Raw genomic sequence first — 13,664 nt, 5'->3', positions numbered from 1 at the left:
ACCTTCTTAAGCTTAACACACATTCATTTTTTTAGCAAAATTTTTATTTTATCACAAAATTATTTTACACGTCAACACTTCAGAAGCAAGAAATTAAATTTACACAATACACTATAAAAACCGCAATTCCATTAACGGTTCCACACACATTCATTCTCTTTTAACACAAAAACACATCACTACATTTAAGTAGTGATGTGTTTTTGATAAGACATAAATAAAGATCTACTTTTCTGTCTATATACTAACCTGCTTACGAATCGTCTCCCGCGCTAAAAGAAAACTCATAATCACTTGCGCAGCTACTCTACTCGTCATATCCCTAAAATCAAGAGTTGGATCAATTTCTACTATATCCATCCCTTGAACGAGTGGCTCTTTACCAAGAAATTCAATTGCATCAAGTAAAGTAGTACTATCCATCCCACCAGGGCCAATTGCTGGACAACCTGGCGCAAATGCTTGGTCTAGTACGTCCATATCAAGAGAAATGTAAATAGAAGTCACACCCTGATTTCTTAATACTTCAATACTTTCCGTGATAATATCTTTTATTTCTCGTTTTCGTACGTCTTTCATTGTGTACACTGTCACACCATGTTCTTTTGCATATTCATGGTACGCACGTGCATTTGAAAAATTACGAATGCCGATTTGAACGAGTTGTTTTCCTGTTATGACATCATTTTCTAGCAAACTACGGAACGGTGTACCATTTGATGGACCACCATCATCTAAATTACGTAAATCATGATGAGCATCAAATTGAATAATACCGATTTTCCCTTTACTATTTGCAAATCCTGTTATACTCGGAAAACTAATTGAGTGGTCACCACCAAGTACAATTGGTATCATGTTCGGATTTACTTTCGTTACATGACCAACTGTTTTCGCAATTCGGTTATGACTTTCTTTTATATCCGTCACATGCATCGTAATATCACCGCAATCATACAGAACACTTTCTTTCATATCGTGTTCTTCTGTAATTGCGTATGTACTATATGCATCTAACATCGCACGAATTGTTTTTGGCGCAAAACATGCACCTGAATGACTAATAGATGGTTTAGAAAGGGGGGCTCCAATTAAGGCAGCACCGAATATTTCTACACCTTCCTCCCAATCTTTAATCATTTCACTCCATTTCGTCACTTCACGATCAATAAACTTTGCATTTTTCTTTAAATAGTGGCCGTGCTCCACGATTGTTCACCTCTTGTATATGCAATATTCCCATTCTTCCATACTGTATTTACATGACTTACGCCATAATGGTACGGTACGTAAGCATAATTGTAAGCATCCCATAACACTAAATCTGCCTTACGACCAACTCTAATTTTCCCAGCTACATCACCACGGTTAATGGCATAAGATGAGTTAACTGTTACGGCATTCCAAACTTCTTCTGGTGTCATTTTCAGTTTTAGCATTGCAATGCTCATAATAAGCTGAATGTTTTCAGTTGGACAGCTACCTGGGTTAAAGTCTGTAGCTAATGCAACTGCAACACCTTCATCAATCATTTTACGACCGCGAGCGAAGCTTTCTTTATTTAAATAGAAAGTTGTTCCTGGTAATAGAGTTGCTACTGTATTCGAGTTTGCAAGCATTTCAATTCCTTTATCAGAAGCGCCAACTAAATGATCTGCTGATGCTGCACCGATTTCAGCAGCAGCTTCCGCACCACCAAGAGGGTCGATTTCATCTGCATGAATTTTCACATCAAAGCCAAGCTCTTTCGCTTTTAGTAAAAACTCTTTTGACTCTTCGACAGAGAACACACCTGTTTCACAGAAAATATCGACGAACTCAGCCAATTGCTTCTCTTTCATTTCTGGTAATAAATCTAACATCCATTGTAAAAACTCTTTTGATCTTCCTTTATACTCTTTTGGAACTGCATGAGCACCTAAAAATGTTGAAACTAAATCGACTGGATGCTCTTTTTGTAATTGTGCAGTTGCCTCTAATTGTTTCCATTCCGTCTCATCATCTAATCCGTAACCACTCTTCGCTTCTACAGTTGTAACTCCGAAAGATAACATACGGTCTAAATGGAATTTCGCTTTTTGAACAAGTTCTTCTTTCGATGCTTGTTTCGTTGCATTTACAGTCGAAAGAATGCCTCCGCCTTGTTCTAAAATTTCTAAGTACGGAACTCCTTGTAATTTTAGTGCGATTTCATTTTCACGAGATCCACCAAATACAAGATGAGTATGCGGGTCGACAAGACCAGGAGAAACCATTTTCCCGCCGCAATCAATAACTTCTTTCGCTTGTAATCCTTTCGCTTCTTCCGATGTTCCAACGAAAGTAATTACATCGTTTTCAATTCCAACCGCACCGTTTTCGATAACAGGAAGCGTGTTCATCGCTTCCCGTCTTAACAAGCCATCTTCTTGATCCATTGTTAGTAATTGACCGATATTTATTAGTAAAGTGTCCAGCATGTTTTCTCCTCCTTATTTCATCATTGGAATGTTAACGCCTTTTTCTTTCGCAGTTTCCACAGCTAAGTCATATCCAGCATCCACGTGACGAACAACACCCATACCAGGGTCAGAAGTTAATACGCGCTCAATACGTTTTGCTGCTGCTTCTGTTCCATCTGCAACGATAACCATTCCAGCGTGAAGTGAATACCCCATACCAACGCCGCCACCGTGGTGAACAGACACCCAGCTTGCACCGTTTACACTGTTAATTAATGCATTTAAAATTGGCCAGTCTGCTACTGCATCACTACCGTCTTTCATCGCTTCTGTTTCACGGTTTGGAGATGCTACTGATCCGCAATCTAAATGGTCACGACCGATTACGATTGGTGCTGATAATTCACCATTTGCCACCATTTCATTAATGATGCGACCAAATTTCGCACGCTCACCGTAACCTAACCAACAAATACGTGATGGAAGACCTTGGAATTCAACTTGCTGACGAGCCATACGAATCCAGTTACATAAATGTTCATTATCAGCGAACTCGCGTAAAATTACTTCGTCTGTTTTATAAATATCTTCTGGATCACCAGAAAGTGCTACCCAGCGGAACGGTCCTTTTCCTTCACAGAATAATGGACGGATAAATGCTGGAACGAATCCTGGGAAATCGAATGCATTCTTCAAGCCTTCATCGAAAGCAACTTGGCGAATGTTATTTCCATAATCAAATGTAATTGCGCCTTTTTCTTGCATTACAAGCATTGCTTCTACATGTTTTGTCATACTTTCTTTTGATAATTGTACGTAACGTTCTGGATCTTCTTCACGAAGTTTCGCTGCCTCTTCTAACGTATAACCTACTGGAATATAACCGTTTAATGGGTCATGAGCAGATGTTTGATCCGTAACTAAGTCAGGGATAATATTACGATTTACTAACTCAGGTAAAATTTCTGCTGCATTGCCTAATAATCCAATTGAAATAGGCTCTTTCTTCTCTTTATACTCGTTTGCAATAGCCAATGCTTCTTCTAATGATTCTGTATACTTATCACAATATCTCTTTTCAATACGACGATCGATACTACGCTTATCTACATCAATAGCAATGACAACACCGCCATTCATCGTTACAGCAAGAGGTTGTGCACCACCCATACCACCTAAACCAGCAGTAAGTGTTAATGTACCTTTTAATGAACCTTCAAAATGTTGACGAGCTGCTTCACCAAATGTTTCATATGTTCCTTGTAGAATCCCTTGTGTTCCAATGTAAATCCAGCTACCAGCTGTCATTTGTCCGTACATCATAAGACCTTTTTTCTCTAGTTCTCGGAAGTGATCCCAATTCGCCCATTTTGGTACTAAGTTTGAATTCGCTAACAGAACACGCGGCGCGTCTTCATGTGATTTAAAAATAGCAACTGGTTTTCCTGATTGAACAAGTAACGTTTCATCGCTTTCTAACGTTTTTAATGAATCTACGATTGCATTGTAGCTTTCCCAGTTACGAGCTGCACGGCCAATTCCACCATATACAACTAATTCTTCTGGTTTTTCAGCTACCTCAGGATCTAAATTGTTCATTAACATTCGAAGTGCTGCTTCTTGCACCCAACCTTTCGTTTGTAACTCTGTACCTCTTGGCGCGCGAATTGTTTGTTGTACTTTTTCCATTTCAATCTCTCCCTTTTCTCATTTTATAGTGCTGCGTTTACATCTAATCTTTCTTTTATCGAATAATTCGTTTTTAACCAATGCGCAATATTTTCAATATCAGTTGAGAATATGCGGTCATTTGTAATAGAAGGTACTTGTTGACGGCCTTGATGGTAGAAGCTCTTCGTCACTGTACTCATGTTTTCAATACCGCGATATTCTGCTGCTTGCATTGCACAAATCATCTCAATTGAAAGAACACGTCTTGCATTTTGAATGATCTGATGTGCATGGCGTGAAGCAATTGTTCCCATACTTACATGATCTTCTTGGTTAGCAGAAGACGGAATTGAATCTACACTCGCCGGATGTGCTAACGTTTTATTTTCAGAAACTAGTGACGCTGCAGCATACTGCATAATCATTGCACCTGACTGCAGTCCTGGTTCTGGACTTAAAAATGGTGGTAAATCATTTAATTGCGGATTTACTAAACGCTCAATACGACGTTCTGAAATATTTGCAAGTTCTGCCATCCCTACTTTTAAGAAGTCCATCGCAAACGCAATCGGTTGACCATGGAAGTTACCACCTGAAATTACTTTTTCCCCGCCATCAAAAATTAGCGGATTATCTGTTGCGGCATTCATTTCAATTTCTAATTTTTCTTTCACATAATTCAAAACTTGCCAAGAAGCACCGTGTACTTGCGGGATACAACGAAGTGAATAGGCATCCTGTACACGTAGTTCTCCTTGTTTTGTTGTTAACTTACTATCATGAAGAATGTCACGAATTCTGCTTGCTACATCCACTTGCTCTTTATAACCACGTGCTTTATGAACATTTTCATCAAATGCATCAATAATGCCTTGTAACCCTTCAATTGTCATCGAAGCAATTAGTTCAGCTTGATACGCGGTTGCTTCTGCTTCTATATAAGAAAGAACTCCTTGTGCTGTCATCGCCTGCGTACCATTAATTAACGCAAGACCTTCTTTCGCTTCAAGTTCAATTGGCTCAAGCCCTTCTTCTGTAAGAGCAACCATTGCATGAACTCTTTTCCCTTTATAGAACACTTCACCTTCGCCTAATAATACGAGCGCAAGATGAGATAAAGGTGCCAAATCTCCACTCGCACCAAGTGAACCTTGTTGCGGAACGACTGGATGAATTTTACGATTTACAAACTCAAGAAGCATATTTACAACAAGCGGCCTTACGCCTGATACTCCTTTAAGCATCGTGTTTGCTCGTAAAATTAACATTCCGCGCGATACTTCTTCAGGGAATGGATCACCAATCCCGCATGCATGTGACTGAATTAAATTATGCTGAAGTGCCTTTACATCATCTTTTTGGATAAGCACATCACTAAACTTTCCAAATCCAGTTGTAATACCGTAAACGACTTTTCCGTCCTCTACAATTTTCTCAACTACTTCGCGGCACTCCGCTACCTTTTGCATACTAGTTGGACAAGCTGTTACACCTTCTCCTTCAAGTAATAACCTCTTCATTTCTTCAACTGTCAATGTATGTCCTGTTAACGTAATCATCATTTTTCCTCCTTAAAAAGGCAAAAGGGGACCTTATCTTTTTAAGACAGACTTCTGTCCTAAAAAAGTAAGGCCCCCTTCTAACTAATAGACTATGGGCAAATCATATGTGATTAATTCCTAAACCAATCGCCTCATGCTCAGATCCTTTTACAGGTGCACCAATCGTTCCATATAATGCAACAGCAACCCATTCGCCTTCTTTTTTTCCGTCGTATGGTGTACCGCGCACAATCGCAAAACGAAGTCCTACTGTACGAAGAACGTCTGCTAACTGAATTTGACCTCTCGTCACTCCGTACAAAGCTTCCATAATTGCATGATAAAGTGCATGTGTTTCTCTGTAAACGTCTGTTTCAATAACTTGGTTGCTCTTAGCCGCTGTTTCCATTGCTGCGACAACCTTTTGCGAATTCATCGAACCCACTTTCCCCGTACAATACTTCCAACCTTTTGGAATGGATAATACAGGGCTTTCATTCTCATCCGCAAGTGCCAACAGCATGGCCATGCGACCAATTCGATGTGTTCCTTGAAGAAGCATGTGACTCTCTCATTTCTTTTGAATTATTTGAATATTACTTAATTTAAGAATATATGAAAACGGTTAAATCGTCAATAGTTTAAACTCACATTCAAACAATTTTTTCATCCCCTCCATATTGTGTACACAAATTATTTACACAATTTTTCCAAGCGTGCTATAGTCTCACTAACAGATGCAAAGGGGCGAGATTTCAATGACAAAGCGAAAAGATATTCATTTTCGAATTGAAGAAAAATTACTTGAAAGGTTTGAAGCTGCACTCCATTACGAAGGTTTAAAGAAAACCGACGTATTAACACATGCGATTCAGCAATTTTGCACGAAGGTGGAATGTGAAAAAATGAATGATGTAAAACGTCAATATAACGTTAGCAACCATTTACAAACACGCATAGACACACATGCACATTACGAAGAAAAACACGTAGATTTAGATACGATTGTCATTAAACATTTACAACTTCAAGGGGAAGAAAACATATTTGAGGTTGGATGTGCTAGCGGAAAATTCCTTTCCCTTTTACAAACAAATGGTCATAAAGGCCCATTAACCGGATTGGATCAATCCGAAGCTATGCTTGCTGAGGCTGCTAAGACAAATAACTTAATAGAATGGAAACGAGGGGATGCTAGTAAACTCCCTTTCGAAACAAATTATTATGACCTAATAATCGCAAGACATATGTTATATCACATGAAAGATGTTGAAAAAACAGTTCAAGGATTCCATAAAGTAATTCGCCCAGGTGGCTCACTTTTAGCTACAACAAATTCTAGCGTTACACTACCTCGTATAGTTGAAATGTGTAACCGCATGTTAGACGCATTTGATTTACCGAAAACAACATCATCAGTCACTCCATTTTGTTTAGAAAACGGTAAAGAGATATTACAATCCGTTTTTCCAACTGTTGAAGAAACAGTTATTCATAATGCGCTCGTTTTTCATCATGCTACTCCAATAGTAAACTATATTTCTAGCATGTTTCCGTCGCTAAATATACCTGATAATACATACCTTCACGCGGAAATGAAGGTATGGCTAAAAGAAGAAGTAGAAAATGAATTGTCACTTCATAACGGTATATGGCGTGACCCAAAAACGTTAGCCATTTATCGATGTCAAAAAGAAAAAAGCTAGCATTTGCTAGCTTTTACACGTTTTCTCGTAAAAGTTTCTCCATGACTACATTGCCTTTACCACCATAAAAATCTGTATTATGTTCGTCTGCCACTCCAAAATAAGAGGCAATTGCTATTCCGAATGGTACAAATGCATGCCCTTGTGCTGTAATGATATTTGAGTGTTGCACAACTTCTTTATACACGAAATTTTCTATTGGAAAACAATCGAACTTTTGATAATCTATAGTCGCAGTATAAGAAATCCCCTTAAATAAGCCCGCTTTTGCTAGCGCATACGGTCCAGCGCAAATTGCCGCCACTAATTTTTCTTGTTCATGAAATTGACGAATGATTGAAAAAAGAGATTTTGCATCTTCCAACTGTACTTCTTCTCCACCTGGAATAAGTATCCCCTCATACTCATCTACACGTACTTCACTTACTTCTATATGCGGCTGCACTTGCAACCCTGTTTCACTTATAATCAATTCGTTCGTTAAGCCCGCTGTAATGATTTCATATTTATTTTTCAGCAATGCCGTTGCTACTGTTATTTCAAACTCTGCAAATGTTGGGTATACAAATAAAAGTATTTTTTTCATAGCCCTCTCTCCTTTAACCAGTCCATAAAATATACCTCTAAATCGTCCACTGTTAATCTATTCGTGTCCACATAAGTTACAGGAAATTGTTTATACCAGTCTTTTTCAGTTTCTACTAATTTAAATTGCTCCTCAAACGTACTTCTGTTTCTTGTTCTATCATTATTTTTTCTATCATATACATTCTTTTTCGTAACATCTAAGTAAAAAATCACATCCGAACGGCATTCTCTTAATTTATATAATTCATCTTTCAATTCAGTTTCTATATCCCACTCTTCTCCTATAATCGTTGGATAAAAGAGTGTAAAAAACTCAATGTCTTCTGGTCCGCGATCAAAAATTACGACTGAATCTTTCACATTTTGAAACTCCTTTATTTTTGCTTCCATAAACATTTTTTGATTCATAATAAACCCTACTTTTGAATTCATATCTAAATTCAATTTTTTTCGCTTCTCTACAATTGGATATGGATTTTCATATATAACTCGAAACCCTCTCTTTTCTAACCTTTTTGCTAATGTTGTTTTTCCGCTAGCCATCGGCCCTTGCAGTGAAATTACGTATGCCACGCCTCTCATTCCCTTACACTTTAGTACACCTATAATATACAGAATCTTGAAAACTCTCAACATTATATATATCATCTTGTTTCTTATTCTTATCTAACTTATAATGAAAAATAGAGATTATGACGGACGCATCAATAATGTAAGCTTGGAAATCCAAGCTTACATTATTTTTTGCTTTCCCTTTTCTAATAAAAAGAGTATACTAGATTAGAACGTATGTTCTTAATAATTACATACAGTAAGGAGATAGAACAATGGTATACGACACAAAAGCAATTTCTTGGAATGAATCTTTAAAACAACTTCAACGCCGCTATACAAACAAACAAGTTGACCGAAAAGAATTTGAGGATATTGAACTGATGGAATTCTTCCGCGATAACGACTACATTTCTTTACCTACACATATAAGCGGCCTATCAAAAACACGTTTTACTTCTTACTCTATTTTCACAACTGAAGATAAAGATCGTAAAGTTGGCACACTTATTATTGAGTATGTTGAAGATGATAATAATAATTTATGTGTTGAACAACTATACTTCGTTTAAACTATAACGCTTGGTCAAAATGACCAAGCGTTCTTGCTTTCTATGAATCTCACTGTATATAATATGAATAAAAGAAAACCGCTATCATTAAGGGGGGATATGCTTGCTCGAAGGATGGTTCAGTTGGTTCATTGTATTATGGACGGTTATTTTATTAGGGCTTATGTCTATCGGTGGATACTTTATGTTCAGAAAATTTTTAAAAAGATTACCAAAAGAAGACGGCATGTCCATTTTGGATTGGGAAGAACACTACATAAATAAAACGAGACATTTATGGGCTGACGAACAAAAACAATTGTTAGAAGAGCTTGTAAGTCCTGTTCCAGAACTATTTCGCGATGTTGCAAAATCAAAGATTGCTGGAAAAATCGGGGAACTTGCATTACAAGAAAATGCCTCTCAAATTACACAAGACTTAATTATTAAAGGATATATCATTGCCACACCAAAGCGTGATCATAAATTTTTAATTAAAAAACTACAAGAAAAAAAGATTGATTATTCTAACTATCAATCTTTACTCGCAAAGTAACTTCATATTATTTTCGATAAAAAAGACAGCGCCTTTGACGCTGTCTTTTTATTTGGTACATATACAGTTTTTAAGTTAGCTTCATATCTTTTTCATTGTAAAAACCATCTTCTTTTTCCATTTCCTTCTGTAATTTCGTAAAGGAACGGTACATTGCAATTCTCCATGACACAATCATCGCGAACGCAAGTAAGAAGAACATGCCACTAAGTTGTCCTAAATCAAGAGATTGGCTTAAGTATGTTTTAAATACAATCCGCACTACAAGTAATCCAATTAATATAAAAACAAATGCTTTTGAACGCTTCAAATAAATCTCTTGTCCTCTAATTTCAAATTTAGATGTTTTAATAAGAAAAATAGAGAAAATCAAACCGACACCAATTGCTTCTAACATTTCTGCTGGAGTTAATCGAAATTCAGGAAAAACATACATCAATGCGCCCGTACTCATAAAAAATGGTGGAAGTATAATTTTTTTCAATGTTGCAGGTTTCTTAGCTGCTTTTAAACGAATAAACATCGCACCGACAGCCATACAAACAGCAACGATACTGGATAAAACAACTATGTTCATATTTTCTCATCCTTTTTTGTGGCTATATGCAAAATATACTTTCATTATATGCTTTTCCGTTAGTATTTCCAACATTTTCGCAGAATAATACTAAAAACCGGTAAAACCACCAAATAAACTTGAGAAATATACGATAATTTTCGTCATCCAGTTAAAGTATAGGAAGACACCCATAACAATCATAATGTATCCTCCGACTTTCATGAAGGCCATACTATTTCTTTTAATCCAAGACATTTTCGTAATAAAGAATGACAGTACGAAAAACGGGATTGCAAATCCAAGTATGTAAGCAATCATGTATATCATTGCTGATTCTGGATTTGTTGCTGCTAATCCAATTACGGACACTAGAATTGGTCCGGTACATGGCGTCCACCCTGCTGCAAAAGCTAATCCAATTAGTACTGATCCAAAATAGCCACTTGGACGATTTTTAAATGTAAATTTACGGTCTTGCATTAAAAATTTCGGCTTAAACACCCCGACAATAATTAAACCGAACACGATGATAAAGATACCACCTAACTGTCTGATTAAATCTTTATAGTCAGTAAAGATTCCTCCAATAAAACTTGTACCAAATCCAATTGCAATAAATATAATTGAAAATCCAAGTAAGAAAAACGCTGTATGTATCATACTTCTTTTGCGAAGCATTGCATTTTCTTCTTTCAATTCAGAAACCGACATACCTGTTATGTACGATAAAAATGCCGGATAAAGCGGTAAGCAACATGGGGAAATAAATGATAAGAACCCGGCGCCAAACGCTAAAAAAATACTAATATCTTGCATCATTCCACTCCTCTCCCTAAATATTGTAACAAAAACACATAAAAATACTATGAACAATTCGTGAAATCACTTTTACAACGTGGCAATAAGAAAAAACATATTTTCTCACAGTTTCTAATAAAACGCTTTCATTTCCTTCTATTATATAGAAAAAACTCAAATGCATTATGAAACTCCTTTAATTGTTATTAACATAACAAAGGTAACATAGTTTCTCAAATAATTAGCACGCTACTAGTACGCCTATTTACATATTTGTTTAAAAATTATTTTTTTCAAATGCTGTCTCTATACAATGCAAAGTTGATTTTATAATACTTCTACTATTAATAATTTCAAGATTATGCATAAATATCATACTTTTATTATTATTCTATAAAATGTCATACTTTTCTTTCATTTGACCCTTTATTTCTAATTTTGTATACTTCCCTCTAGTTATATATTTTCGATACGGAACAACTTCATATAGATGGGAGGAATTTTTCATGCTTCGTTATTCTCTTTTAGTTTTATTAGGAGCGTGTAGTTATGGAATTTTAGCTATTTTTGTTAAGCTTGCATATGCAGAAGGATTTTCACTTGGAGAGGTAATTGGCAGCCAATATTTGTTCGGTTGGATTATTTTGCTTGCTATTACACTTCTATTTTCTAGACATCGCGTTCCTTTAAAGCAAGCATTACTTTTATTCGTTGCAGGAACATCTGCAAGTTTTACCGGAATTTTTTATTATGCTTCATTAAAAACTGTACCAGCTTCTATTGCAATTATTCTTTTATTCCAATTCGTTTGGGTCGGAATTATCATTGAAGCAGTCGCAACAAAAACATTACCTTCAAGAGAAAAAGTTATTTCTGTTATTTTCTTACTTGTAGGGACATTTTTATCCAGTGGTTTATTAGAACAATCAGCAAGTGCTTTCGATACGACTGGAATCATTTTAGGTTTATTATCTGCTGTTACATTCGCAACATACATTTTCGTGAGCGGAAAAGTTGCTGTTGAAGTACCTTCATTACCGCGCGGTGTTCTCTTAATGACTGGTGCTTTAACTTTAGTCATGATTGTATTCCCACCAACATTTATTTTTAATGGTGCCATTTCTCAAGGTCTTTGGAAATACGGTTTAGGATTAGGAACATTTAGTATCGTCATTCCATCTATTGCCTTTACAATCGGGATTCCAAAAATCGGTTCTGGCTTAGCGACTATTCTTGGTGCAGCGGAACTACCAGTTACAACAATTATGTCCGTATTCGTTTTAAAAGAGGCTGTACTATCTTCACAATGGTTCGGTGTATCACTTATATTAATTGGGATTGCAATCCCGCAAATTGCATACGCAATGCGTGGACGTTATCGTAAACATCATACGCATAAAAAAGTCGCAGCATAAAGTGAAACTTTAATTAGTTGAACCAATCGGGCTTTTATGGGATAAACGAGAGAGGATTTTCATTTGAGAATCCTCTCTTTTATTGTTGTATACTTATGGTAAATATTTTGCTGAAGAAAGAAGGCATACTACATGGTATCTATTTCAAATCAACTAAAAGAAAAACTTATTTCCATCCGTCGACATTTACATGAGTATCCAGAACTATCATATGAAGAGTTCGAAACAACAAAAGCAATAAAAAATTGGTTAGAAGAAAAAAATATTACTATCATTGATTCCAATTTAGAAACAGGAATTATCGCTGAAGTGTCTGGTAATAAAAACGGACCAATTGTAGCAGTTCGTGCTGATATTGATGCCCTTCCTATTCAAGAAGAAACACATTTGTCCTATGCATCTAAAGTACGAGGGAAAATGCATGCTTGTGGACACGATTTTCATACAGCTGCTATTTTAGGTACTGCTTTCTTATTAAAAGAAAGAGAATCTTCCCTAAATGGAACGGTTCGCTTCATATTCCAACCAGCTGAAGAAAGTAGTAATGGCGCTTGCAAAGTTATTGATGCTGGACATTTACGTAATGTGCAAGCGATTTTCGGCATGCATAATAAACCTGATTTACCAGTAGGTACAATTGGCATTAAAGATGGTCCACTGATGGCTGGAGTTGATCGATTTGAAATTGAAATTCACGGAGTTGGTACACACGCGGCTGTACCAGATGCTGGCGTAGATCCTATTGTCGCATCCTCTCAAATTGTGATGGCACTGCAAACAATTGTAAGCCGAAATATAAGTTCATCTCATAATGCGGTTGTTAGTGTTACAAATATTCATGCAGGAAATACGTGGAACGTGATTCCTGAAAAAGCTACGTTAGAAGGAACGATTCGCACGTTCCAAGCTGAAACACGTGAAAAGATTCCAGCACTCATGGAGCGTATTATTAAAGGTGTATCTGATGCATTAGGTGTAAAAACGAAATTCCGTTTTTATTCAGGTCCTCCTGCTGTTCACAACGATAAAGCTCTTACAGACTTATCTACTCAAGTTGCCACAAAGATGAATCTTAATATCATCTCGCCTAGTCCGTCAATGGCTGGAGAAGATTTCTCATTTTACCAACAGGAAATACCAGGTTCATTCGTCTTTATGGGAACGAGCGGTACACATGAATGGCATCATCCTGCTTTTACAATTAATGAAGAGGCACTGCCTATAAGTGCAGAATACTTTGCTTTACTAGCCGAAAGAGCACTTAAACAATTCTCATAAAAAAAGCC

15 protein-coding genes are annotated in these 13,664 nt (G+C 36.6%); 5 read left to right on the top strand and 10 right to left on the bottom strand.

All coding sequences use genetic code 11. The annotated features are described in order from the left end of the window. Positions 1-237: 237 nt before the first annotated feature. The 5 genes from hutG to hutP form a co-directional block, all read right to left on the bottom strand. Positions 238-1,209 carry a formimidoylglutamase gene (gene hutG / locus H6481_RS17205; protein ID WP_023522766.1) on the bottom strand — a complete coding sequence of 324 codons (972 nt, stop codon included), beginning with the start codon at positions 1,207-1,209 and terminating at the stop codon, positions 238-240. After that, positions 1,188-2,459 carry an imidazolonepropionase gene (hutI, locus tag H6481_RS17200; protein WP_065484971.1) on the bottom strand — a complete coding sequence of 424 codons (1,272 nt, stop codon included), beginning with the start codon at positions 2,457-2,459 and terminating at the stop codon, positions 1,188-1,190. The genes hutG and hutI overlap by 22 nt, the downstream gene beginning before the upstream one ends. A 12-nt stretch (positions 2,460-2,471) precedes the next feature. Then, the gene (hutU, locus tag H6481_RS17195) at positions 2,472-4,130 is read right to left on the bottom strand and encodes a urocanate hydratase (RefSeq protein WP_023522768.1); all 1,659 of its coding nucleotides are present in this window, start codon (positions 4,128-4,130) and stop codon (positions 2,472-2,474) included. 23 nt (positions 4,131-4,153) lie between these two features. Then, on the bottom strand, positions 4,154-5,671 hold the full coding sequence (hutH, locus tag H6481_RS17190) for a histidine ammonia-lyase (RefSeq protein WP_000631871.1): 1,518 nt from the start codon (positions 5,669-5,671) through the stop codon (positions 4,154-4,156). Between the two features lie 103 nt (positions 5,672-5,774). After that, positions 5,775-6,215 carry a hut operon transcriptional regulator HutP gene (gene hutP / locus H6481_RS17185; RefSeq protein WP_000926516.1) on the bottom strand — a complete coding sequence of 147 codons (441 nt, stop codon included), beginning with the start codon at positions 6,213-6,215 and terminating at the stop codon, positions 5,775-5,777. 196 nt (positions 6,216-6,411) lie between these two features. Between hutP and H6481_RS17180 the strand changes: the two genes are divergently transcribed. Beyond that, positions 6,412-7,359, top strand: a complete 948-nt coding sequence (locus tag H6481_RS17180) for a class I SAM-dependent methyltransferase (RefSeq protein ID WP_182812461.1) — start codon at positions 6,412-6,414, stop codon at positions 7,357-7,359. Between the two features lie 13 nt (positions 7,360-7,372). Here the strand turns inward: H6481_RS17180 and H6481_RS17175 are convergent, their stop codons facing one another. Both H6481_RS17175 and H6481_RS17170 read right to left on the bottom strand, forming a co-directional pair. Beyond that, a complete protein-coding gene (locus tag H6481_RS17175) occupies positions 7,373-7,945 on the bottom strand; it encodes a DJ-1/PfpI family protein (RefSeq protein WP_097961052.1) in 573 nt (190 codons plus the stop codon). After that, positions 7,942-8,529, bottom strand: a complete 588-nt coding sequence (locus H6481_RS17170) for an AAA family ATPase (RefSeq protein ID WP_043924694.1) — start codon at positions 8,527-8,529, stop codon at positions 7,942-7,944. The genes H6481_RS17175 and H6481_RS17170 overlap by 4 nt, the downstream gene beginning before the upstream one ends. A 245-nt stretch (positions 8,530-8,774) precedes the next feature. Between H6481_RS17170 and H6481_RS17165 the strand changes: the two genes are divergently transcribed. Then, a complete protein-coding gene (locus tag H6481_RS17165) occupies positions 8,775-9,071 on the top strand; it encodes a hypothetical protein (RefSeq protein ID WP_000262400.1) in 297 nt (98 codons plus the stop codon). 103 nt (positions 9,072-9,174) lie between these two features. Then, positions 9,175-9,606 carry a DUF2621 domain-containing protein gene (locus H6481_RS17160; protein ID WP_000889371.1) on the top strand — a complete coding sequence of 144 codons (432 nt, stop codon included), beginning with the start codon at positions 9,175-9,177 and terminating at the stop codon, positions 9,604-9,606. 70 nt (positions 9,607-9,676) lie between these two features. Here H6481_RS17160 and H6481_RS17155 read toward each other — a convergent pair whose 3' ends face one another. From H6481_RS17155 to H6481_RS29140, 3 genes are all read right to left on the bottom strand, one after another. Then, on the bottom strand, positions 9,677-10,183 hold the full coding sequence (locus H6481_RS17155; RefSeq protein ID WP_001028640.1) for a cytochrome c biogenesis protein CcdC: 507 nt from the start codon (positions 10,181-10,183) through the stop codon (positions 9,677-9,679). Between the two features lie 90 nt (positions 10,184-10,273). After that, positions 10,274-10,981 carry a cytochrome c-type biogenesis protein CcdA gene (ccdA, locus tag H6481_RS17150; RefSeq protein WP_001152676.1) on the bottom strand — a complete coding sequence of 236 codons (708 nt, stop codon included), beginning with the start codon at positions 10,979-10,981 and terminating at the stop codon, positions 10,274-10,276. Positions 10,982-10,997: 16 nt separating this feature from the next. Next, positions 10,998-11,147, bottom strand: coding sequence for a peptidase T (locus H6481_RS29140; protein ID WP_346655884.1), 150 nt, complete (start codon positions 11,145-11,147; stop codon positions 10,998-11,000). Between the two features lie 322 nt (positions 11,148-11,469). Between H6481_RS29140 and H6481_RS17145 the strand changes: the two genes are divergently transcribed. Further along, positions 11,470-12,378: a DMT family transporter gene (locus H6481_RS17145; RefSeq protein ID WP_182812459.1), complete on the top strand. Its 909-nt coding sequence runs from the start codon at positions 11,470-11,472 to the stop codon at positions 12,376-12,378. 132 nt (positions 12,379-12,510) lie between these two features. Continuing rightward, a complete protein-coding gene (locus H6481_RS17140) occupies positions 12,511-13,656 on the top strand; it encodes a M20 peptidase aminoacylase family protein (RefSeq protein WP_000253676.1) in 1,146 nt (381 codons plus the stop codon). Positions 13,657-13,664 lie beyond the last annotated feature (8 nt).

This window comes from Bacillus sp. ME78 (assembly GCF_903970865.1).
Taxonomy (GTDB): Bacteria; Bacillota; Bacilli; order Bacillales; family Bacillaceae_G; genus Bacillus_A; species Bacillus_A cereus.
The sequence above is the reverse complement of the archived record's forward strand: the minus strand, read 5'-3'. Positions and strand labels throughout refer to the sequence as shown.

Bases quoted from the DNA above. Each gene is read 5' to 3' on its own strand.
- hutH (WP_000631871.1), bottom strand. From the start codon at position 5,671: ATGATTACGTTAACAGGACATACATTGACAGTTGAAGAAATGAAGAGG.
- H6481_RS17170 (WP_043924694.1), bottom strand. From the start codon at position 8,529: ATGAGAGGCGTGGCATACGTAATTTCACTGCAAGGGCCGATGGCTAGC.
- H6481_RS17140 (WP_000253676.1), top strand. From the start codon at position 12,511: ATGGTATCTATTTCAAATCAACTAAAAGAAAAACTTATTTCCATCCGT.
- hutU (WP_023522768.1), bottom strand. From the start codon at position 4,130: ATGGAAAAAGTACAACAAACAATTCGCGCGCCAAGAGGTACAGAGTTA.
- ccdA (WP_001152676.1), bottom strand. From the start codon at position 10,981: ATGCAAGATATTAGTATTTTTTTAGCGTTTGGCGCCGGGTTCTTATCA.
- H6481_RS17180 (WP_182812461.1), top strand. From the start codon at position 6,412: ATGACAAAGCGAAAAGATATTCATTTTCGAATTGAAGAAAAATTACTT.
- hutP (WP_000926516.1), bottom strand. From the start codon at position 6,215: ATGCTTCTTCAAGGAACACATCGAATTGGTCGCATGGCCATGCTGTTG.
- H6481_RS17165 (WP_000262400.1), top strand. From the start codon at position 8,775: ATGGTATACGACACAAAAGCAATTTCTTGGAATGAATCTTTAAAACAA.
- H6481_RS17155 (WP_001028640.1), bottom strand. From the start codon at position 10,183: ATGAACATAGTTGTTTTATCCAGTATCGTTGCTGTTTGTATGGCTGTC.
- H6481_RS29140 (WP_346655884.1), bottom strand. From the start codon at position 11,147: ATGCATTTGAGTTTTTTCTATATAATAGAAGGAAATGAAAGCGTTTTA.
- H6481_RS17145 (WP_182812459.1), top strand. From the start codon at position 11,470: ATGCTTCGTTATTCTCTTTTAGTTTTATTAGGAGCGTGTAGTTATGGA.
- H6481_RS17175 (WP_097961052.1), bottom strand. From the start codon at position 7,945: ATGAAAAAAATACTTTTATTTGTATACCCAACATTTGCAGAGTTTGAA.
- hutI (WP_065484971.1), bottom strand. From the start codon at position 2,459: ATGCTGGACACTTTACTAATAAATATCGGTCAATTACTAACAATGGAT.